Here is a 22683-nt window from a genome sequence, read left to right as displayed (position 1 = left end):
CGTCTATGCCATTTCAAATAGTTTTAAATATTATTATCGCTGTTATGTGGATGTTTCTGAGTGAAACATATAATTTCTCAACCTTTGCGGTCGGGTACATTTTAGGGATCTTCCTTCTCTTCATCATGAGGCGATTCGTTAAAAGACCTTTCTACCTTAACAGAGTGTGGAAAGTGAGCCTGCTTATTCTGCTGTTCATCAGGGAACTCATTATGTCCTCTATCGATATCGTGGAATTCGTCTACAAAAAGGAACTGGATAACCGCCCGGGTATTTTCGCCCTTCCTCTTGAGGTTAAGAGCGATTGGGAGGTAACGCTTCTGGCTAATCTTATTTCTCTTACCCCGGGAACTCTGTCGCTTGCAGTAAGTGATAATCACGACGTGTTATATATACACGCCATGGATATCCCTGATATTGAAACCTCAATATCGGATATCAAAGACACTTTTGAAAAAGCGATAATGGAGGTGACCCGCTGATGGAAACTGCATTGAGTGTGACCCGGACCATCATGGAAATCTCGACCCAGGTGGCTATCATCGGCGTCGGGATATCTATTTTCATGTTGCTTTACCGGGTAATCAAAGGTCCTACCAATCCTGACCGGGCCGTCGCCCTCGACGTAATGGGCATTACTCTGATGGCACTGGCCGGGCTGGTCACCATCCTTCTCGTTACGACAAAACTGAACGACGTTGTCCTGTTAATCGGGATACTTCTTTTCATAGGAACGATCGCCCTGGCGAAATTCATAGAAAAGGGTGTTATTATTGAACGGGACGATAATTAATTTACTGATAGACATTCTGATCATTTTTTTCCTGCTTTCCGGTACATTTTTCGTGTTTTCCGGTGCTTTGGGAGTAGTAAGATTCAAAAACGTATATTTACGTCTGCACGCTGCCACCAAGAGTTCAACTCTCGGTGTGGCCGGCCTTATGCTGGGGGCTTTTCTTTTCATGCTTAACGAACATGGCATCGTCAGCGGAAAACTTCTGCTCGGTATTCTGTTCGTTCTCATTACGGCGCCCGTCTCCGCTCATATGATCGGTCGTGCCGCCTATAAAAGCGGTATCCCTCTTTCTGAAGAAGCGGTCCAGGATGACTACAAAGAAACTTTTGAAGAGTAATCCGTCTGTTTTTTCCTAAGGATAGGAATTTATTTAATCCGGTTCTATTTCAAATGTTGGGGTGGAGGATCTTTTCCTCCGCCCCTTTATCCTATGTTTTTACCTACGTGCTTGAATTGGTGATGCATCAGAATGCGGGACCGTAACCGGTCGTGCCGGCGAAAGCCGAAGGCATTCCGTTTCAATACTTTCGTCTGGTTGTTCAACCCTTCCACGAAGCCATTACTGTAATCAAAGAGGAAACTGTTCATGATTTCTGCCTGCCAGTTCTGGAACGTACGGATGGCGGAGATGAATTCGTTCATCCCGGAAGAAGTCACAAGATCATAAAAGGCGTACAATCGCTCCCGGACCTGTTTCATCCTCTCTTGTCCCTCCTGCTTCGCTATCTCCAGCCACTTCTTATACGCTTCCTTCAAATCATAAGCCACCTTCAATTCTGAAGACAGGTCCAGGTACCTTTCCAGGTACCATCGTTGCTTATCGGACAGGAGTTCGTAAGGTTTATGGAAGATGTGTCTCATCCTTTTACACTTCCTCCGGTCGTAGTCATGAAATTCCTTCTGGACTCGTTTCCTAACCCGGTCCACGGCCCAATGGATATACCGGCAGAAGTGAAAGCGATCAGCGATAATAATCGGATGATTCAACGCTTTATTCACAGCTGCTTTAAAGGTGTGACTCATATCCATGACGACGCATTCCACATGCGATGTTTTCTTCGACAGGTACTCTTTCACCGTCCGGGAGGACCGGTCCGGCAAGATATCAATAGGTTCGCCGGTCTCCGCATTGGCAATAATCACCTGATACGTGCCCTAATCCGTATCCCCCTTGTATTCATCAATGGCGATGACGCGCGGGAGTTCTTTCACCTCTTTCAAATGAGAAGCCGATACACGATCAAAACGGCGCACCGCTGTGGTCGGAGATGTATAAAACTGACGAGCCGTATCTTTGAAGTTCTTTCCGTGAATGAGCCGGAAGCCGAAGGCCTGATTCCATTCTTTCGAATGGCGCTGGTAACGCTCGACCAGAGAATTCTGTTCTGCGAACTTTTTCCCGCATGCGCAGGCATATCTTCGTTTACGGTAGAACAGGTGAGTCAGGCGTTCAAACCATTTGAGATGTTGGACCTTCTGCACCCGGTAGTCATGAACCCGACGGGTTCTAGCCTGACAGGAAGGACAAGTGTGGGTTTTCTTCGGCATCTGTACATGAAGGTACAAACACCCGTCCCGCTCCTCCGTCTTCCTTACTTCCACACCTTCAAATCCTGGAATCACCATGGTAGAATGCATATATACACACAACTCCTATCTTTTTCTTGGGTCTGGACAATTCAAGTGTAAAAGATAAAGGAGCTTGTGTGTTTTTTTATGCTAAATTTTTCTGATACCCCAACAAATATTGTAGAGCCTTTAATCCATACAAAACCCGGAGCAGAGAAGATGCAACACGCATCCTCCCTTCTCCGGGTTTTCTTCTGACTATATGAGGGCTTTGATTAAATCAGTGGAATTTTTCGCAGCCTGATCGAGAAATTTCTGAAAGGATACAGACGATTCTTTTCCTGCCACGTCGGACAAAGCGCGAATGACGACGAATGGAGTACTGTATCTGTAACATACCTGCGCCACTGCAGCAGCTTCCATCTCGACAGCAATAAGATCGGGGAAACGACCCCTCACTTCGTTGATTCTCACTTCTTCCTGCATAAACGTATCTCCGGAAGCAATGACCCCCAGCTTTCCGTTCAGCCCCATTTCTTTAAGCTGACGCAGGGCATCAAAAGCAAGTTGCTTATCGGCAGGGTATACAGCCGGCATCCCGGGGACCTGACCGTGAACGTAATCGAATGCCGTAGCATCCACGTCGTGATGCAGAACGGTCTCTGAAATGACTATATCTCCCGTTTCCAGTTCATAATCAAATCCGCCTGCAGAACCTGTATTGATGCAGTAGTCTATGTCAAACTCTTCATGCAGAATGGTGGTGGACATGGCGGCGTTCACTTTCCCTATACCTGATAATAACAGTACTACACTTTTTCCATTTAATCGTCCCTTCGTAAAAACCTGTCCTGCTACTGTACGTTCCTCTTCTACTTCCATCGCTTCTTTCAAATGCTTTATTTCCTGATCCATCGCTCCAATTATACCTACACTCATCCAAAAGCTCCTTTATTCCATCAATCGTATGGGTTATTCTCTAAAACTTCTTTTTCAATAGGCTTGTACCCTTGCCCCTCCTGCCATTCGATGAGCACACGGTAAACACTATTCTGCTGACTGTCCGAAACAACGGTATTCACCAGTTGAGGACCACCGCCGTTTTCGACTCTCCAGGCAATCATGTCGCTCTGGTTCAAACCGGTAGCATTAGCGGCTGCCTGCAAAATCTCATTCCAGTCCTGTGAGCCGCGATCGTAAGTGACTCTGTGAGACCCTGAAGTATCCTGTTCCGTTTCTACAACATCGAACTGTCCGTCTTCCTCACTGTTTTCCTTCTGCTCTTCCTCAGAGGATGCATCTTTATCCGATTCATCACCGGAAGTCTTTTCTTCGTCTGAAGAACTTCCCTCGCCTGAACTCTTCTCGTCTTCGGAAGAGTCTTTATCTGAGGAAGATTCATTCTCTTCGGAAGAGTCTTTATCTGAGGAAGATTCATTCTCTCCGGAAGAATCTTTGTCGGTGGAAGACTCATTTTGTGAACTCTCGCCTTCAGACTCATTTTCACTGCCCGAACTCTCGTTTCCGGACTGCGTTTCTTCCGTTCCGGAAGCAGACTGATCACCCGCCTGCTGTTCATTTCCTCCAGTCAGACTGCCTGCCACCCAGAACAACAGGAGCACGGCCACTAATACAATCGCTGCCGAAACTACCGTTTTCTTTTTTCTTTTTTCTTTCATCCGTTCCTGTCTGGAATTGTTTTTCGATTCACTCATGTAAGAAATCCTCCTTCACATATGTATTATACTACGTATTGAAAAAAGATGAATATAGCAAAAAAGCAGGAAATGTATTCCTGCTTATGAGACCGATATAATTTTAACTTTCAAATCGCCTGCCGGAGTCTGTACCGTGACTTTATCCCCTATTTCTTTGCCAAGCAGACTTTGCGCCATCGGGGATTCGTTGGAGATTTTACCTTCGAAAGGATCGGCTTCGGCACTACCGACTATTGTATACTTCTCTTCGTCTCCTTCAGGAAGTTCCTGAAATGTGACGCTTTTACCGAGAGTCACGACATCCGGATTATCGGACGTATTTTCAATGATAACTGCATTTCTGATCATATTTTCTATCTGCTGAATGCGGCTTTCCACGAAAGCCTGTTCATCTTTAGCAGCATCATATTCAGAGTTCTCGGAAAGATCTCCGAAATCTCTCGCTGTTTTTATACGTTCCACTACTTCCTTACGTTTCTCTGTCTTCAATTCATGAAGTTCACTTTCTAAATTCTTTTTACCTTCTTCTGTCATATAAAAGCTTTTTTCTTCTGCCATTTTTTACACTCCTTAATGAACTGCTCCACTATTCATAACAATCTCTCTATACTTTACCAAATTATGAAAAACAGTCAAATAATTTCCCGTATCAAAGGCTGTCCGGAATGAGGCCCCGCTCTCTCAGAATAGTATGGATCTTCGTAGCCATAATATCAATAGCGACATGATTCTGTCCGCCTTCCGGTATAATGATGTCCGCATAGCGTTTCGTCGGCTCCACAAATTGCAGGTGCATGGGACGCACGACGTTTGTATACTGCTCTATGACAGAGTCAAGCGTCCTCCCCCGCTCATTGATGTCACGGAGCATTCTTCGTATAATGCGGACGTCCGCGTCAGTATCTACGAAGACCTTGATATCCATAAGATCACGAAGTTTTTCATCCTCGAGAATCAGAATACCTTCGAGGATAATTACGTCTCTCGCTTCCACCTGCACCGTTTCTTCGGAGCGCGTGTGCATTTTATAATCGTAGACCGGTTTCTCAATCTGTTCCCGCTTGATCAGTTTATTGATATGCTCGATTAAAAGATCGTTGTCAAAAGCAAGAGGGTGGTCATAGTTCGTATTCAATCTCTCTTCAAAAGGGAGATGGGACTGGTCCTTATAGTAATAATCCTGTTCTATCATCAAGATGGACTGTTCCGTAAACTGCTGAATGATCGACTTTGTCACGCTCGTTTTTCCGGAACCGGAACCACCGGCTACTCCTATTACAATCGGTTTATCTTTCATCTGAAAAATTTTCTCCCCTCATTGATCTTCTGTGCTTTCGGGTGGTAATCGCCACACCGTCTCCTGAAGGGACGATGGACGTTTCGTAATCTTCAAGCTGCATAAGCCAGTCGTTGAAGCTGCGGATTTTCCCGGCAATCTTTCCGAATCTTTTGTCAGCATTATCCGGGTCGGCCACCAGCCCCTTGAATAACACGTTGTCGGTGACGATTACCCCTTCCTCCCTCAAAAGAGGCGTGTATAGCTCAAAAAACCGTTTGTACTGCCCTTTCGCTGCATCGATGAATAAAAGATCAAACGGCCCTTCCTTCTGTACAACATCTTTCATTTCAAGAGCGTCTCCATGGTAAAGAATGAGGTCAGCTCCACAGGGGGATTTTTTCCTGTTTTCCATCGCCTCTTCATACCGTCCGGCATCTCTTTCTACTGATACGACACGCACCCCCGGAAATGCTTCGGCCATCTGAATAGCAGAATAACCGATTGCAGTCCCGATTTCCAGAATGACTGAGGGTTTTTGAAGACGTATCATCTGCCTGAGAAAATGGATGGAGTCTTTCTCCATTATAGGTACGTGATTTTCTGCTGCATATTCTTCCATTTCACGTATATGCCCTTCCGAATCAGGAAGGAGGCCCCTGATATATTCGTTATCATTATTCATAGACATCTTCCTTTATAAGATTCCGTTCACAACTTAATTATTCTAACATAAAAAAATTAAGGAAAGCGAGGGTTATTCCCGCTTTCCCTATTCAATTACCGGAGATATATTTTTCCTTTTTCTTATTGTGTTCCTTCAGCGTTTTCGAATAGTGGATATTACCTTCTCCATCCGCAAGGAAGTACAAGTATTCAGAATTAATAGGACTTGCCACAGCTTCCATGGAGTTCTCATTGAAATTGGAAATCGGTCCGATAGGAAGCCCGCTTATATGATAGGTGTTAAAGGGAGACTCGATCTCCAGATCATCATATTTCGTACGTTCCAGGTGCTCCCCGTGTGCATAAGCAACAGTAGGGTCCGTCTGAAGGCGCATATCTTCTTCCAGACGATTATAGAACACTCCGGAGATTTCCCTGCGGCTTTCAGCTGTTCTTGCTTCATTTTCAAGCAGCGAGGCCATCGTTACCGCTTCATGAATGTTGAGGCCCTGTTCCTTCACTTGTTCTTTGTAAGGAATAACGACCGAAGATGTTTTCGACACCATTTTCTCTATGATCTTTTCGATGCCCACCTCCTTTTTGTAAAAGGAATAGGTGGCTGCGAACAGATATCCTTCGAGCGGATAACGTATCTCTTCCTGCATAATAGCTTCGCTCAACAGTTCCGGATACTTCTCTCTCAAGCTCGAGATGTAGTCGGTATCCTTCATCTTGTCCATAAATTCCTTTTTGGAAAATGAAAATTCACCGGCGTAGATCTCCGCTATCTGTTCCACTGTCTGCCCTTCCGGAATAGTGACCCGTTTTTTGGGTTCCTTAACGACTTTTCCGGACTGAAGTGAATCTATAATACTATCCGTCTTCATCGCGGGCGTAAATTCGTAGGACCCGGCCTGGAAGCCCGTCTCATTTTTGAACTTCGTATAAAATCTGAAGATGGTTGAATTCGATATAACTCCTTTGTCCTCAAGAATCGCAGCTATCTCAGAATTGGTGGAGCCACTGGGAATCTCTACGTTCACGGGTTCTTCATCATTTTCGTCCACAGGTTTTAAAGCACTCGAGACGTAGAAATACCCGCCCACCACACCAACGATAAGCACGATTGTTATAACAATCAGCACAGATGCTACAATTTTCCGGACTTTACCGGCTTCTTCGGTGCGGTTTTTCTTATTCTTTTCGTATTCTTCATTGAACTTGGAATCCGACACGTCACATCCTCCTTCACCGGGTTTATTATACTATAATTCAGAGGATTGTGTCGAAATTCTTCACTTTTTCAACAAGCGGTTCCACTTGCCCCTCATGAATGCTATGTATTCCGTTTAATGCAGAACAGTTGTATTTAAAGGAAAAACTCCCGGTTTCAAACCGGGAGTTAACTTAAGTCAAATCTTCGTCAGAAAGGGTGTTCAGCATTTCTTCGACCATTTCCCATTCCTCGTCGGATTCAATCTGATAGAGGGAAAGATTCTCATCATCGTCTTCCTTTTCTTCATAACGGAAGGCGAAAACTTCCACCTCTTCATTATCTTTCTGCTCGGCGGGCACAACTGCGATATACGATTGTTCCGTTTTGTCGACATCGAACGTGAACAATACTTCAAAAAGGTGCTCCTCTCCGTTTTCATCAGGTATTACAATTTTTTCTTCTTTTTCCAGTGCCATGATATTCATCCTCCTTATTTTGGGGCATCCAGATATCCCTGAAGGATCATTACAGCTGCCATTTTGTCCACTACTTTCTTACGCTTTTTCCGACTTACATCGGCTTCTAACAGCACGCGTTCAGCTGCCATCGTAGTCAATCTCTCATCCCACAGGTGTACAGGAATTTCGAAGTTCTTTTCAAGCCAATTCGCAAACCGCTCGCTCTGCTCAGCCCTCGGTCCGATAGACCCGTTCATGTTTTTAGGATATCCGACTACTGCTTCGGTAATCATTTCCCGTTCGATGATCGGCGTCAGAGCTTGCCTCGCAGTCGAATAATCATCTTCATCCCAGTGAATCGTTTTGATTCCCTGCGCTGTCATCCCCAGAGCATCGGAGACAGCTACACCTATCGTTTTTTCCCCGACGTCCAGTCCCAGTTTCTTCATTCCTTACCCTCTTTTTGTTTATTCAGGTACGATTTCACCAGCTCTTCGATCAATTCATCCCGCTCCACGTTTCTGATCAGATTGCGCGCTTCCCGGTGACGAGGGATATAAGCCGGATCACCTGAAAGAAGATAACCGACAATCTGATTAATCGGGTTATACCCTTTTTCCTGAAGCGCATCGTAAACGTTCATTAAAATCGATTCTATCTCCCTGTTTTCAGGATCTTCCGGGGAATTGAACTTCATAGTCTTATCCATTGAACTCATCTTCATCACCTCGCACGTTTAGTTACCCTCCATTATATACTATTTAACGAAGAATAAAAATCAGACAGTCCCGGATACGTAATCATAGGCATAGTCGAGAGCTTCCGAGATTCTGGAAGTATCCTTCCCGCCTGCCTGCGCCATATCCGGGCGTCCACCTCCGCCTCCGCCACAGCGGGAAGCGGCACCTTTGACGAGATTTCCTGCATGGTAACCTTTTTCCACCAGATCTTTGGAAACTCCGGCTGTGAGCTGAACTTTATTACCCGAAGGGGTGGCAAGCAATATTATCCCTGATGAAACCTTCTGTTTCAAGTCGTCCATCATTGCGCGTAAAGCGTTCATGTCTTTGGCCTCCACCTGTTTGGCAAGAACATTCACTCCGTTCACTTCTTTAAATTCATCGAGAATGGAGGAAGCTTCGAGGTTCGATAATCTGGAAGTCAACGATTCGTTTTCTTTCTTCATCTCCCTGATTTCCTGATGGAGGGTCTGAATTCTTTCCGGCACCTGCTCCATACGTGCTTTAAGAAGTTCTCCTGACTCACGCAATACGGCCTCCCGTTCATTCGTCAATTCATACGCAGCTTTTGATGTCAGAGCTTCAATACGTCTTGTACCTGCTCCGATTCCCGTTTCGGACTGGATCTTAAACACACCGATTTCAGAAGTATTTGCTACGTGACAGCCGCCACAAAGCTCAAGGCTGTAGTCGCTGATACTGATGACTCGTACTTCCTCTCCATATTTCTCACCAAAAAGCGCCATAGCGCCTTCACGTTTTGCTTCTTCGAGAGTCTTGTAATCGACCGAAACCGGAAGAGCCTGCCATATTTTCTCATTTACTGCATTTTCTATTTCTTTTAACTCATCCTCAGTAACAGCTCCGAAATGGGAAAAGTCGAATCGCAGCCGCTCGCTCTCAACGAGAGATCCGGCCTGATTCACGTGCTCACCCAATATATCTTTGAGAGCCTGATGCAGAAGGTGGGTAGCCGTATGGTTTTTGACAATGAAAGACCTCGAGCTCCTGTCCACTGTGGCCCGGACTTCTTCTCCCTGACCGATCGACCCCTCTTTCACTGTAACTTCATGCAGATTCTGATTATTCGGCGCATTTTGTACGTCCGTCACTTCAAGAGTGGCCTCCTCAGTCGATAGGAAACCTCTGTCAGCGATCTGGCCTCCGCTTTCCGCATAGAAGGGAGTACGATCAAGCATCAGGTACACCGTTTCTCCCTTTTCCGCTTTTTCCGCGATGGCTCCTTCTTTCACTATGGTCGTCACTACACTTTCCGTTTCGAGCAGATCATACCCCACAAACTTACTCTCCGTGTGGATATCACCAAGGACACTGTTCTGGATCTGCATGGAATCCGTTTTCTGACGGGCGCTTCTGGCGCGCTCCCTCTGGTTTTCCATCTCTTTCCGGAAACCTTCTTCATCTGCGGTGAAGCCTTCCACTTCAACGTATTCCACCGTCAGCTCTTTAGGAAATCCATATGTGTCATAAAGCAGAAATACATCCTCGCCAGGGAATACCTGACTCCCCTTTTCCGCTTCCCTCTTCATGATCGAAGAAAGGATATCGAGACCTTCATTTAAAGTTTCGTGGAACCGCTGTTCTTCCGATTTAATGACCGTCTGGATAAAGTTCTCTTTGTTCTTCACTTCCGGATAGAAATCTTCCATGATGCCGGCAACTGCAGGAACGAGTTTATAAAGAAACGGCTCATCGATGCCCAGCTGTTTTGCAAATCGGACAGCGCGCCGCAGCAGTCTCCTTAATACGTACCCCCGGCCTTCATTGGAAGGAAGAGCACCGTCTCCGATAGAAAAAGCTACCGTACGAATATGGTCGGCGATTACTTTAAAAGCCGCATCCGTCGTTTCATTTTCATCATAGGAACGACCTGAGATCTCTTCAGTATGCTTGATCAGCGGAAGGAAGAGATCCGTCTCGAAGTTCGTCCGCGTGCCCTGGACGACCGAAACGATCCGTTCGAGTCCCATGCCGGTATCAATATTCTTCTTCGGCAGTGGAGTGTACGTATTATCCGGGTTGTGATTGAACTGGGAAAACACGAGGTTCCATATTTCAAGGTACCGTTCATTCTCTCCTCCCGGATAAAGTTCCGGGTCTGCCAGGTTATTCCCGAAGCTTTCCCCGCGATCATAGAAGATCTCTGTGTTCGGGCCACTCGGTCCTTCTCCGATGTCCCAGAAGTTTTCTTCGATTCTGATGATTCTTTCTTCAGGCAATCCGATTTTATCTTTCCAGATGTTGTACGCTTCGTCATCCTGAGGGTGAACAGTTACAGAAAGTTTGTTTTCATCGAATCCTATCCACTTGTCACTGGTAAGAAATTCCCATCCCCATTCAATCGCTTCTTTTTTGAAATAATCGCCGATGGAAAAATTACCCAGCATTTCAAAAAATGTGTGGTGTCTCGCGGTGAAGCCAACGTTTTCAATGTCATTGGTTCTGATCGACTTCTGCACGTTCACTATTCTCGGATTTTCGGGCACGACACGTCCATCGAAATATTTCTTCAATGTAGCTACTCCGCTGTTGATCCAGAGAAGCGTCGGATCTTCGTGAGGAATAAGGGAGGCGCTCGGTTCTACCCCATGCCCTTTCTCTTTAAAAAAATCGATGAACATTTGCCTGACTTCTACTGATGATAAATTTTTCATACGTGTGCCACTCCTTTTTTCCTTTTAATAAACTCAACGTCAGAAGGTAATATTCACCTTCCTGATCTCTCTAATAAAAAAATCCCTCAGAAATATTCTGAGGGACGGCTATGACCGCGGTACCACCCTGGTTATGGATAAACCATCACTTAGTGGACCTGTAACGGCGTCCATAAAGCCGTCGGGGATTAACCCGCACTCCGGGAGAGCTTTCCGCATTCAGTTACATAACACCCCTTCCAGCCTCTGGGGGCACCTCTCTGGATGACCGATATACGTACTTCTTCCCATCTTCGCATTAGTCTTAATATCTAAATTAAATTATAAGCAACGGATATTCCCGTGTCAACGGTTCTAAAAGAAACCGGCTCTTTACATGAAATCATATGGAGAAAGAGCCTCATCCTCTTCATCTTCATCGTAAGTAAAATCCGTCTCTTTTTTCAATTTCTCCTGAAGATACGTATATCTCTGATTGGTATCCTTTGTCCGTATGCCCTTGATGAACGCCTGCGGGTCACCACAAAGAATCAGCGACTGCTTAGCACGGGTCACCGCCGTATAAAGAAGATTCTTCTTCAGCATACGGTTGTACTGATAGGTGACCGGAAGAACCACTATCGAGAATTCACTGCCCTGGGACTTATGGATAGAAGTGCAGTAGGCAAGCATAATGTTGGAGAGTTCTTTTTTGGCATACGTCACTTCTTTCGTATCGAACTCTACTACCACCTGTTCAACGTGATCGATGTTTTCCTCCGCACGGAAAATGGCGGCCACTTCCCCTATATCTCCATTGAAGACTCCCTCTTCCGGCTGGTTTACAAGCTGGATGACTTTATCCCCTTTTCGGAAAATGTTTCCTTTCCACTCTATTTCTCGTTTGTTTTTACTTCCGGGATTCACTCTGTTCTGTAAAGAACGGTTGATTTCATGAATACCCGTTTCCGATCGGTACATGGGAGCAAGAACCTGGATATCTTTCATATCGATAGATTTCTCATACGCTTTCGCCACGATGTTGGTCACTACTTCGTTCAGGCGGCTGTCGGGAGCGTGGATAAAATTAAAATCCTGCTCTTTCTTCAGCATATCAAGCGTACACGTATCATTTTTTATTGCGTGAGCAAGGTGGATAATCTTCGAACCTTCTTTCTGCCGATACACTTCAATCAGCTGTATCAGCGGAATGACATCGGAAGCTATCAGGTCGGCGAGCACCTGCCCCGGCCCGACCGAAGGCAATTGGTCCTCATCCCCAACGACCACTACCTGCATGTCGGAAGGAATCGCACGGAATAACTGATTGGACAGCCACATATCCACCATAGAGAATTCATCAATGATCAAAATCTTTCCTTCGATCTGATTAGTACTGTCTTTTTCGAACGTCTGATGGCCGTCCCAGCCGAGAAGCCGGTGAATAGTACTCGCAGGAAGACCTGTAGACTCATTCATTCTTTTAGCCGCCCGGCCGGTAGGAGCTGCGAGCACAAAAGGGAAAGGCACATCTTTCGTATAGTCTTTCGGGTCGAGAGAGCAGTCTTCAAGTTTGGAGTACGCATGTAACAGGCCTTTGATTACGGTCGTTTTTCCCGTCCCCGGACCACCGGTGATTACCATCATTTTCTTTTTTAGCGCTGTCTCAATAGCTTCGAACTGTTCTTTTCCGTAACTCATCGTCTCTTCCTCTTCAATGGAACCGATAACTTTCAACAATTCGGCCTGGGTGAAGTCGACCTCCATCTCTCCGGAGAGAATGCGCTCCACCTGTGTAACGAAACCATTTTCTGCAAAATAAAGGGTCGGGAGGTAAATACGATCCTCTTCAATGTATACATATTTTTCTTCCCCGAGGTGAATCACCTCCCCGGAAAGCTGTTCATACGTAAGCGGCGACTCCCCGGGATGATGGAGCAGCTGCTCCATCTCGAGAAGACACGTTTCAAGCGGCAAATAAATGTGACCGGCCTGGAGGTTCTGGTGAAGAGTATACAGGCATCCGGCCCTGATACGGGTAGGATGATCATGGGTCAGGTTCCTGTGTCTTGCCAGCTCATCTGCTCTGTGGAAACCGAAGCCTTCGACGGTGAAGACGAACTGGTAAGGGTCCTCTTCCAGAATATCAAGCGTTTTATCCCCGAACGCACCGTAAATCTTCTGTATCGTTTTGAGGCCGAGACCGTGCTTCGTAAGCTCTACCATTACCCGTTCGAACCCCTGATGCTCCGTGAGAGAATAATAAAGCTTATCTTTTATCTTCGCCGACATCTTCGGCACCTGATCGAGGACCTGTTTGTCGGAGAGAATTCTCGGTACTGCATTTTCCCCGAGAGTCTCTACAATTCTCTCGGCCGTCTTCTTCCCGACACCGTCAAACAGTTCGCTGGAAAGGTAGGCGATCAGTCCATCCTTCGTCTCCGGGAGAAGTCTGCGATACTCCTCCACTACATATTGTTCCCCGAATTTTTTATGATGTTCGAAGTACCCGTGGAATATATAGGTTTCCCCTTCCTCAAGAGGAGTGAAATGCCCTTTGACAATCAGTTCTTCCGTTTTTAGATTTTCGGTCGTTTCCAGTACTTTCACGGAAGCTATCGAAAATGCCTCTTCTTCTTTATGAAAAATCATCCGCTTCAGTTCCGCTTTTACATACGGTCTCTTTTCCTGTTCGATCGATTGCTGATTATCCATCACCCGGCTCCTTATTTCCCATTCAGTGCTTTTTCGACTTCCCCTTTTGCATGGGCAGCGAGCATATGATCACTCTGCACCTTCAGTGCTTCATTGAAATAATCGAGGGCTGCTTCGGCTTCTTCTTTATAAATGCAGATCACGCCGAGGTTGTAGAAGGCATCCGCATGTTCCGGAACTATATCAAGAAGCGCCTTTAACACCCGTTCCGCTTCATCGAATTGTTCATTCTGTGCAAGACAGAGGCCGAACTGAAACTGAATGTCCACATCGTTCGGATCTATTTCGGCTGCCCGGGACAGATAGGGAAGAGCCAGCTTGTGATAATCCTGCTGAACGAGACTCATTCCGAGCAGAAAATAAACGTCCGCTTCATCCAGCCCTTTTTCGATCGCCTGCAGGAATTGATTCTGGGCTTTCGTAAAACTATCCTGTTCATAATACACATTACCGAGACCGTAATAAGCGGTGGCTGCAGTATCATCCAGCGAAATCGCACGTTCAAAAAACCTTTCTGCCCTTTCGTATTCCTGCATATGCAAAAGCAGATTTCCGAAGTTTATATAGCCGAGCGGCTCCCCGGGATTCTCCTCAATAACATCCGTAAACAATTTCGCAGCTTCCTCAAATTTCTGTTCCTGCATCCGGTCGATGCCCTGTTGCAGTTTATCCATGCCGATACCCCTTTCTTTTATGTAGGAAAAAAGCCATGCCGTATAACTACATGGCTTCCCTCTATTAACCGACGTGTTGCATCGGTTCCTCGTTCTTTTCGACTTCATCGATCGTGGCTCCTCCGAGACACACTTCGTTATCGTACAGAACAACTGCCTGGCCCGGTGTGATAGCGCGTTCCCGTTCATGGAACACAACTTTGATCCGGTTGTCCGTCAAAGGATGGACGGTGACTTTGGAGTCTTTCTGACGATATCGGAACTTGGCTGTACACTCGAATGAATCTTCGGGCACGCGATTATCCGTCCAGTTCATATCCACAGCAATTAAAGAATCGGAATAAAGCGCTTCGTGGTCAAAGCCCTGACCGACGTAGAGAATATTTTCGCTTACGTTTTTGCCGACGACGAACCACGGATCACCCGCACCGCCGATGCCGAGACCCTGACGCTGTCCGAGCGTATAATACATAAGACCGTCGTGCTCACCCTTAGTTTCCCCTTCCAACGTCTCCATTTTACCGGGTTGGGCAGGCAGATACTCGCTCAGAAATTCCTTGAAATTCCGTTCTCCAATGAAACAGATGCCCGTCGAGTCTTTCTTTTTGGCCGTTGCGAGTCCGTTTTCGAGGGCGATTTCCCGCACCTCCGGCTTCGGTATATCTCCGAGCGGGAACATAACTTTAGTCAGAGCTTCCTGGTCCAGCTGGTTCAGGAAATACGTCTGGTCTTTGTTCTCATCCACGCCCCGCAGCATTTCCACTCGTCCGTCCCGCTCCCGGACACGTGCATAGTGACCGGTAGCCAGATAATCGGCTCCAAGAGAGAGAGCATGGTCGAGAAAAGCTTTGAATTTAATTTCTTTGTTACACATTACATCCGGGTTCGGTGTCCGTCCGGCTTTGTATTCATCAAGAAAATACGTGAATACTTTATCCCAGTACTGTTTCTCAAAATTCACTGCATAATAAGGGATATCAAGCTGGTTACAGACACGGATGACGTCTTCATAGTCTTCCGTAGCGGTACACACGCCGTTTTCGTCCGTGTCGTCCCAGTTTTTCATAAAAATGCCCACAACGTCATACCCCTGCTCTTTCAAAAGAAGAGCAGCCACGGATGAATCGACCCCGCCACTCATTCCGACAACCACCCGTGTGTCTTTCGGTTCTTTCATTAAGGATCCCTCCTATTTGTTTAATCTTCTGTAAATGGAAGCCACCCGTCGAGCAGCTTCTTTTACGTTCGTCTCGTTGTTCGCTGCTCCGAAACTGAAGCGTATGGAATTTCTCATACGTTCCGGATCATCAGGAAACATAGCGCTCAAAACGTGGGAAGGTTCAAAAGAACCGGCAGTACATGCGCTTCCGCTTGAAGCGGCTACTTTTTCCAGATCAAAATTCGTAAGCATCGTCTCTACGTCCATATTATGAAAACTGATATTGACGATGGCAGCTGTCGTATTCTGTCCGTTCACCTCGAACGACACTTCTTCCTCTTCAAGGACCGACAGGAACGATTTTTTGTAGTTTTCGTACTGCGCTACATGCTCTTCCCGATTCTCTTCCATCATTTCCATCGCTTTTTCAAGACCTTTCACAGCCTGAACGTTTTCCGTACCGGCCCGACGTTTCCGTTCCTGTTCCCCTCCGTAAGTCATCGGAGTGAGAGGTACACCTTCCCGGGCGAAAAGAAAGCCGATGCCCTTCGGTCCATTAATCTTATGGCCGGAAAATGCAAGCAGGTCCACAGCCGTCTCCCTTACATCAATGTTCTCGATTCCAAGAGCCTGAACTGCGTCCGAATGAAAATAGGCCGGATGATTTTTCAAAGCTTCTCCGATCTCTTCCACGGGCTGCCGCACCCCTGTTTCATTATTCACCATCATAACAGAAACAAGCACTGTATCCTCGCGGAGTGCTTCTTTAACAGCTTCGGCCGTTACCGCTCCGTCCGGTTCCGGAGCGACGTACGTCACGTCAAACCCCTGTTTTTCCAAAGCAGCCACGGCGTGGAGCACAGCGTGATGTTCGATGGAGGTGGTAACGACGTGACCTTCACCCAATTCTTCGGTCACACCGAAAATCGCAAGGTTATCAGCTTCCGTTCCACCGCTTGTGAAAATGATTTCTTTTTCCCCGGCTCCGATAGAGGCAGCCACCTTCCGTCTCGCTTCGTCCAGCACCTGCCGTGCTTTTCTTCCATACTGGTGGATGCTGGAGGGGTTTCCGTATACTTCCCGGTAAACAGGTACCATAGCTTCAATCACTTCGTCGTGTACTGGCGTCGTGGCAGCATGATCGAGATAAATTGCTTCCATAACTGATTTCCTCCTGGTCTTAAATGTAGAACATAAACTCATCCTGTGTCTGTTCTCCGGTATGATTCTTCAAATCTTCCAGAGTAGTCGTGTCAAGCACTTCCCTGACCGCATCCCTGATCCGCAGCCACAGCGCCTGTTTTGCCGGTTCCTCTTCTTCGATTCCTTCAACAGGGGTGATCGGTCCTTCCAGAACTCTGATCACATCTCCTGCCGTAATTTCGTCGGGACGATCCTTAAGCATATAGCCCCCATAAGCACCGCGTACGCTTTTCACGAGGCTGGCGTTTCTGAGAGGAGCGATAAGTTGTTCAAGGTAATGTTCGGATAAGTCGTTGTCTCTCGCAATCTGCTTGAGAGACACGGGACCTTCCCCGTATTTTCTGGCCAGTTCAATCATTATCGTAAGACCATAACGTCCTTTGGTCGATATTTTCATTCTTCTCACCCTTCTTCATAAAAAACTTCAACAAACGTTTCGCCATAGGCAGGCTGTATCCTACCATTGTACCGAGCATAAGTGCTATAAATACTGTCCCTACACCTACCGGTCCCTGCAGCAGCCATCCGAGGACCGCCACGGATACTTCCATCACGTTTCTGGAGGTGGAGATCTTCCAGCCAAGCACATCGGAAAGCATCAGCATAAAGCTGTCCCTCGGACCCGCACCTAGATCAGGAGCTACATAGATTCCTATCCCGAACGCCATAATCAGCGTTCCGAGCGCGAAAACGGTGATCTGCATTGCAAGTGTCTCGGGTTCTACAAGCATCCAGTTAAATATATCTATGAATACGCCAATCAGAATCATATTTAAAATAGTCCCGAGTTTCGGCAACTGCCTGTAAAAAATGGAGGTGGCGACTACGATAGTTATCCCCGCGATTATCGACCACGATCCTATCGTAAGTCCGAGCTGCTCGTACAATCCGTAATGGAACACGTCCCACGGGCCGATACCAAGAGCCCGGCCCTGGATTGTAAGAGAAATTCCGAACGCCAGAATAATGAGACCGATGGTGAAAAAAGACCATCGTAACTTTTTATTGTCCATAGTTTTCCGCATAATTAATCCTTCTCCCTATTTTACCACACGCCATTATACCATGAAGGGTGGAGTGCTTGCATTTTTTCTGTACAAACTCTACGATTATCGTATATTACCTACACCAAGGAGGACATAATGAGTCAACAACCACTGGCATTTCGAATGAGACCTGCACACATAGAAGACATTATCGGCCAATCACATCTCGTGAGCGAAGGGAAAACGTTACGGCGAATGATCGATTCCGGAAGACTTCTGTCAATGATTCTGTACGGTCCGCCCGGCACCGGAAAAACTTCTCTCGCTACAGCTCTTGCCAAGAGCTTGTCTCTTCCCTATAAAATATTGAATGCGGTGACGGATAAGAAGAAGGACATGGAAGTAGCTGTAGAAGAGGCGAAAATGCACGGAGGGATGGTGCTTATTCTGGACGAAGTTCACCGGCTCGATAAAGCCAAACAGGACTTCCTTCTCCCTCATATAGAAAAGAATACTATCACATTGATAGGCTGTACCACAAGCAATCCCTACCACTCCATAAACCCTGCAATTAGAAGCCGGGTCCATCTCTTTGAACTTGAGAAACTGTCCCTCGAAGAAGTGAAGGAAACGATCGGACGTGCTGTAGACGCCGAAGAAGGACTGGCCGATCTTTCTCTTGATATTTCCGAAGAAGCTCTCAATCACTTTGCGCTGGCTTCAAATGGAGACTTGAGAGGGGCTTTGAACGGTCTTGAACTTGCCGCTTATTCAACGAAGGAAGATGAAAATGGAGTTATATCAATCGACTTGAGTGCTGCGGAGGAATCGATGCAGAAGAAAAGTTTTTCTCACGATAAAGACGGGGACGCTCACTACGACGTATTATCCGCTTTTCAGAAATCGATTCGCGGGAGTGACGTCAACGCTGCTCTTCACTACCTCGGAAGACTGATAGAAGCCGGAGATCTCGAGAGTATCGCCAGAAGACTTGTTGTCATCGCCTACGAAGACATAGGAGTCGCCAATCCTCAAGCCGGACCGAAAGCTTTATATGCGGTACAGGCAGCGGAACGCCTCGGCTTTCCCGAAGCGAGAATTCCCTTGGCGGTAGCCGTGACGGACTTATCACTCTCACCGAAATCAAACAGCGCATACAAAGCACTCGATGCAGCTATATCAGATATTAAAAAAGGAAAAAGCGGGGAAGTGCCTGATCACTTAAAAGATTCTCACTATAAAGGAGCGGAATCCCTCGGACACGGAGTCGATTACAAGTACCCTCACAATGCACCGGCGGGATGGGTCAATCAGCAGTACCTCCCGGATGAAATTAAGGACAGGCGCTACTACGAGCCGAAATCGAGCGGTAAATATGAGCAGGCACTGCAGAAAGTTTACGAAAATATAAATCAGCAAAAGAAAAAATAGGACAATTGTAAGTGTTGAGCTGCAAACTAAAAACCCGACTTAAAAAGTCGGGTTTACTTACATTAAAAAAATCAATCCCGATCGTGCCGTCGTGTCATGAGTTTTGAACCCGCTACTGGCAGGTGGGTGTCCTGTTCTGCATTTCTTGAGTCCTCTAAGTATAAATATACAACGAGGCATTCATTCCATGCAGAAACTTCGGACTCCCTTCTCATAAATGTTCGGTCAAAACGTACAGTTTTACAACGAACACATCAGGATTGATTTCTTTTACTTTGTATTCAAATCATAGCATAGATGTATAAGGTTATCAAGGAATCTTATTTCTTTTTATTCAATTTCAAGTGCAGTTCCTCCAACTGTTTCCCGGCAACTTCAGACGGCGCGTCCGTTAAAAGATCGGAAGCGGAAGCCGTTTTAGGAAACAGAATCGTGTCACGAAGGTTTTGACGATGGGCGAGAATCATGATCAGCCGGTCCAGTCCGAAAGCGATTCCGCCATGAGGAGGTGCTCCGGAATCCAGTGCCTCCATCAGGAATCCGAATTGCTCTTCGGCTTCTTCCCTTGAGAAACCGAGAGCTTCAAACATTTTTTCCTGAAGTTCGCGCTTATGAATACGAAGCGATCCTCCTCCAAGCTCATATCCATTCAGTACAATATCGTAAGCTTCAGCCTGTACACTCTCCGGGCGGTCGAGAAGATGCTGTTCATCTTCAGCCGCCGGCATAGTGAACGGATGGTGGGCAGCGTAGTACCTTCCATCTTCTTCATTGTATTCAAACAGCGGCCAGTCCACCACCCAGAGAAAGTTGAAACTGGAACGATCGATAAGGCCGAGACGGCTGGCCAGCTTCTGCCTAAGTGCTCCAAGGCTTTCCTGAACCACTCCCGATTTATCTGCTACGAACAGCAGCAGGTCATCATCTTTGGCGTTTAAAGCTTCTTTAAGAGAAGAGGCTTCCGGCTCGCCGAAAAATTTAGCTATGGGACCGGTGATTTCCCCGTCCTTGATCTTCATCCAGGCAAGCCCTTTCGCTCCGTAAACCTTCACCTCTTCGGTGAGCTGGTCTATATCTTTCCGGGAGAACTGATCAGCCTGCCCTTCCACATTAATGGCACTCACCTGACCACCCGAGGAGACGGCTTTTTCAAAAACCTGAAAACCGCTCTCGGAAACAACCGAAGAAACGTTAACGAGCTCAAGTCCGTATCGAGTATCCGGTTTATCGGACCCGTATCTTTCCATAGCTTCCATATAGGATAGTCTCGGGAAAGGAGTATCGATCTCTATCCCTTTCACTTCTTTCATGACCGCTTTCATCATACCCTCTGTCATGCGCATAATGTCTTCTTTTGTTACGAAAGAAGCTTCGATGTCCACCTGGGTGAATTCAGGCTGACGGTCCGCCCGGAGATCTTCGTCCCGGAAACACCGGGCGATCTGATAATATTTTTCAAATCCGCTCATCATCAGTAATTGCTTGAACAGCTGAGGGGACTGGGGCAGAGCGTAAAACCCGCCGCCATGGACACGGCTCGGCACAAGGTAATCCCTTGCCCCTTCCGGTGTACTTTTAGTCAGAATAGGTGTCTCCATCTCCAGAAAATTATCGCTGTTGAGATAGTCGCGGATGACCTGTGTCGTTTTATGACGGATGAGAAATGTCTCCTGCATCTCACTTCTCCTCAGATCGATGTAGCGATGTTTCAATCTAACATCTTCTGCAACGTCCGTATCGTTCTCGATCATAAAAGGAGGAGTTTTCGCTTTGTTTAAAACCTGAACATCTGTCGCTACCACCTCGATACTCCCGGTAGCTACCTGTTCGTTGACGGTGCTCTCATCCCGCTGCACCACTTTCCCTTCCACTTCGAGGACGTACTCGCTGCGCACCGATTCCGCTACCGCCAGTGCCTCTTTGGACGTTTCCGGATTAAACACCACCTGCACGATACCGGAACGGTCCCGGAGATCGATGAAAATAAGACCTCCAAGATCCCTCCGCTTCTGCACCCATCCTTTCAGTAATACGTTCTCTCCTTTGTGTTCTTGCCGTAACGATCCGCAAGACGTACGCTCCATTCTCTATTCCTCCTTCATTTTCTTCAGCTCAGCCATAACATTTTCAAGAGAGACTTCTTTCTGTTCTCCCGTTGCCATATCTTTAACGTTCACCAAGTTATTTTCCACTTCTCTATCTCCAAGAATCAGCACTTTTTTAGCTTTCAGTCGATCCGCAGCCTTAAACTGTGCTTTCATTTTCTTATGGAGATAGTCTTTATCAACGCGAAGTCCTTCCGAACGTAATTTATCCACCAGTTTCACCGCTTCAAGCTCCGGCTTTTCACCGATTGCAACGATATAGCAATCAAGTTCTTCCTGTTTCGGCAGTTCCACTCCTTCCGCTTCCAGAGCCATCAGAAGACGTTCGATACTAAGAGCGAAACCTATACCCGGTGTCGCAGGACCGCCGATATCCTCCACGAGCCCATTATATCGGCCGCCACCGCTCAGTGTTGTGATGGCGCCGAACCCTTCAGCCTCACTCATGATTTCAAAGGCTGTATGATTGTAGTAATCAAGCCCCCGTACCAGATTCGGGTCGACTTCATAATCGATATCCATTGCGTCAAGATAAAACTTCACTTTCTCAAAATACGTTCTCGAGTACTCATTCAGAAAGTCCAGAATAGACGGAGCAGTCTTCATCGCCGGATGATCTCTGTCTTTTTTGCAGTCAAGTACCCGCAGCGGGTTTTCTTCAAGACGGATCTGACAGTCACTGCAAAGTTCCTCTTTGTGAGGAGAGAAGTGGTTCACAAGTGCTTCCCTGTGCGCTTCCCTGCTTTCCTGATCCCCAAGACTGTTTACGATCAGTTTTAACGAAGAGAGACCGAGTTCCTGATATGCTTTCATCGCGAAAGATAAAACTTCGGCGTCTACAGCAGGATCTTCACTGCCAAGGGCCTCTATTCCGAATTGCACGAACTGGCGGGTTCTTCCCTGCTGAGGACGTTCATAGCGGAACATAGGACCGATGTAGAAAAGTTTGGTAGGCTGGTTCGCAAGACCATGAAGTTTGTTCTGTACGAATGAACGTACAACCGAAGCCGTGCCTTCGGGTCTTAACGTTACACTCCGGCCACCCCTGTCTTCAAACGTGTACATCTCTTTTTGCACGATATCGGTGGAATCACCCACCCCGCGCTGAAAAAGTTCCGTATGTTCGAATATCGGCGTGCGAATTTCCTTGTAATTAAAGCGATGCGACAAATCTTTAAGAGTGTTTTCTATATATTGCCAATCCTCTACAGTTCCCGGCAGTATATCCTGAGTCCCTCTCGGCGCATTCATTGCCATAGCCATTCCTCCTGATTCATATTATGAATATTCATTTACTCTTACCGATCAGGGCGACAG

Annotated in this window: 22 protein-coding genes, 1 other RNA gene and 1 pseudogene; 4 read left to right on the top strand and 20 right to left on the bottom strand. The window is 46.7% G+C overall.

Annotation, left to right across the window (positions count from 1 at the left end):
* Positions 1-5 precede the first annotated feature (5 nt).
* From BW931_RS02980 to mnhG, 3 genes are read left to right on the top strand one after another with little or no spacing between them, the layout of a single operon-like run.
* The gene (locus BW931_RS02980; protein WP_008588719.1) at positions 6-482 is read left to right on the top strand and encodes a Na+/H+ antiporter subunit E; all 477 of its coding nucleotides are present in this window, start codon (positions 6-8) and stop codon (positions 480-482) included.
* Positions 482-793, top strand: a complete 312-nt coding sequence (locus BW931_RS02975; protein ID WP_008588717.1) for a Na(+)/H(+) antiporter subunit F1 — start codon at positions 482-484, stop codon at positions 791-793. The genes BW931_RS02980 and BW931_RS02975 overlap by 1 nt, the downstream gene beginning before the upstream one ends.
* A complete protein-coding gene (gene mnhG / locus BW931_RS02970; protein WP_008588715.1) occupies positions 774-1133 on the top strand; it encodes a monovalent cation/H(+) antiporter subunit G in 360 nt (119 codons plus the stop codon). The genes BW931_RS02975 and mnhG overlap by 20 nt, the downstream gene beginning before the upstream one ends.
* An 86-nt stretch (positions 1134-1219) precedes the next feature.
* Here the strand turns inward: mnhG and BW931_RS02965 are convergent.
* The 17 genes and pseudogenes from BW931_RS02965 to BW931_RS02885 form a co-directional block, all read right to left on the bottom strand.
* Positions 1220-2434: pseudogene (locus BW931_RS02965) on the bottom strand (ISL3 family transposase).
* A 189-nt stretch (positions 2435-2623) separates the two neighbouring features.
* Positions 2624-3304, bottom strand: coding sequence for a 5'-methylthioadenosine/S-adenosylhomocysteine nucleosidase (gene mtnN, locus BW931_RS02960; RefSeq protein WP_008588714.1), 681 nt, complete (start codon positions 3302-3304; stop codon positions 2624-2626).
* 20 nt (positions 3305-3324) lie between these two features.
* Positions 3325-4080: a YrrS family protein gene (locus tag BW931_RS02955; RefSeq protein WP_076569851.1), complete on the bottom strand. Its 756-nt coding sequence runs from the start codon at positions 4078-4080 to the stop codon at positions 3325-3327.
* An 84-nt stretch (positions 4081-4164) separates the two neighbouring features.
* On the bottom strand, positions 4165-4641 hold the full coding sequence (greA, locus tag BW931_RS02950; RefSeq protein WP_008588710.1) for a transcription elongation factor GreA: 477 nt from the start codon (positions 4639-4641) through the stop codon (positions 4165-4167).
* Between the two features lie 91 nt (positions 4642-4732).
* Positions 4733-5380, bottom strand: coding sequence for a uridine kinase (udk, locus tag BW931_RS02945; RefSeq protein WP_008588708.1), 648 nt, complete (start codon positions 5378-5380; stop codon positions 4733-4735).
* Positions 5370-6050, bottom strand: a complete 681-nt coding sequence (locus BW931_RS02940; RefSeq protein WP_040609192.1) for an O-methyltransferase — start codon at positions 6048-6050, stop codon at positions 5370-5372. Before BW931_RS02940 ends, udk begins: the two co-directional genes overlap by 11 nt.
* A gap of 85 nt (positions 6051-6135) precedes the next feature.
* Positions 6136-7260 (bottom strand): endolytic transglycosylase MltG, encoded by a 1125-nt coding sequence (gene mltG / locus BW931_RS02935; protein ID WP_076569848.1) that lies wholly within the window; start codon positions 7258-7260, stop codon positions 6136-6138.
* A 172-nt stretch (positions 7261-7432) separates the two neighbouring features.
* On the bottom strand, positions 7433-7717 hold the full coding sequence (locus BW931_RS02930; protein WP_008588702.1) for a DUF1292 domain-containing protein: 285 nt from the start codon (positions 7715-7717) through the stop codon (positions 7433-7435).
* Positions 7718-7731: 14 nt separating this feature from the next.
* Positions 7732-8148, bottom strand: coding sequence for a Holliday junction resolvase RuvX (gene ruvX / locus BW931_RS02925; protein WP_076569845.1), 417 nt, complete (start codon positions 8146-8148; stop codon positions 7732-7734).
* Entirely contained in the window at positions 8145-8417 is a 273-nt protein-coding gene (locus BW931_RS02920; protein WP_008588699.1) for an IreB family regulatory phosphoprotein, read from the bottom strand. The genes ruvX and BW931_RS02920 overlap by 4 nt, the downstream gene beginning before the upstream one ends.
* A gap of 60 nt (positions 8418-8477) precedes the next feature.
* Complete coding sequence (gene alaS, locus BW931_RS02915; protein ID WP_076569843.1) at positions 8478-11114, bottom strand: alanine--tRNA ligase; 2637 nt, start codon at positions 11112-11114, stop codon at positions 8478-8480.
* A gap of 372 nt (positions 11115-11486) precedes the next feature.
* Entirely contained in the window at positions 11487-13808 is a 2322-nt protein-coding gene (gene recD2, locus BW931_RS02910) for an SF1B family DNA helicase RecD2 (RefSeq protein WP_076569841.1), read from the bottom strand.
* A gap of 11 nt (positions 13809-13819) precedes the next feature.
* Positions 13820-14482: a tetratricopeptide repeat protein gene (locus tag BW931_RS02905; protein WP_076569838.1), complete on the bottom strand. Its 663-nt coding sequence runs from the start codon at positions 14480-14482 to the stop codon at positions 13820-13822.
* A 64-nt stretch (positions 14483-14546) separates the two neighbouring features.
* Positions 14547-15659 (bottom strand): tRNA 2-thiouridine(34) synthase MnmA, encoded by a 1113-nt coding sequence (mnmA, locus tag BW931_RS02900; protein ID WP_076569836.1) that lies wholly within the window; start codon positions 15657-15659, stop codon positions 14547-14549.
* A gap of 12 nt (positions 15660-15671) precedes the next feature.
* Entirely contained in the window at positions 15672-16802 is a 1131-nt protein-coding gene (locus BW931_RS02895) for a cysteine desulfurase family protein (RefSeq protein WP_076569833.1), read from the bottom strand.
* A 19-nt stretch (positions 16803-16821) separates the two neighbouring features.
* Positions 16822-17241, bottom strand: a complete 420-nt coding sequence (gene cymR, locus BW931_RS02890; RefSeq protein WP_008588689.1) for a cysteine metabolism transcriptional regulator CymR — start codon at positions 17239-17241, stop codon at positions 16822-16824.
* Positions 17195-17869: a YczE/YyaS/YitT family protein gene (locus tag BW931_RS02885; RefSeq protein ID WP_008588688.1), complete on the bottom strand. Its 675-nt coding sequence runs from the start codon at positions 17867-17869 to the stop codon at positions 17195-17197. The genes cymR and BW931_RS02885 overlap by 47 nt, the downstream gene beginning before the upstream one ends.
* A gap of 117 nt (positions 17870-17986) precedes the next feature.
* Here BW931_RS02885 and BW931_RS02880 point away from each other — a divergent pair, with 117 nt between their 5' ends.
* The gene (locus tag BW931_RS02880) at positions 17987-19261 is read left to right on the top strand and encodes a replication-associated recombination protein A (RefSeq protein ID WP_008588687.1); all 1275 of its coding nucleotides are present in this window, start codon (positions 17987-17989) and stop codon (positions 19259-19261) included.
* 70 nt (positions 19262-19331) lie between these two features.
* On the opposite strand, the gene ssrS is transcribed toward BW931_RS02880, so the two are convergent.
* From ssrS to hisS, 3 genes are all read right to left on the bottom strand, one after another.
* A non-coding RNA gene (gene ssrS, locus BW931_RS02875) (6S RNA) lies at positions 19332-19525 on the bottom strand.
* Between the two features lie 56 nt (positions 19526-19581).
* Positions 19582-21345: an aspartate--tRNA ligase gene (aspS, locus tag BW931_RS02870; RefSeq protein ID WP_076569830.1), complete on the bottom strand. Its 1764-nt coding sequence runs from the start codon at positions 21343-21345 to the stop codon at positions 19582-19584.
* Positions 21346-21348: 3 nt separating this feature from the next.
* Complete coding sequence (gene hisS / locus BW931_RS02865) at positions 21349-22623, bottom strand: histidine--tRNA ligase (protein ID WP_076569828.1); 1275 nt, start codon at positions 22621-22623, stop codon at positions 21349-21351.
* Positions 22624-22683 lie beyond the last annotated feature (60 nt).

The organism is Salimicrobium salexigens (assembly GCF_900156705.1).
Classification (GTDB): Bacteria; Bacillota; Bacilli; order Bacillales; family Halobacillaceae; genus Salimicrobium; species Salimicrobium album.
Note: the sequence above shows the minus strand (reverse complement) of the source record. Positions and strands in the feature narration are given on the sequence as shown.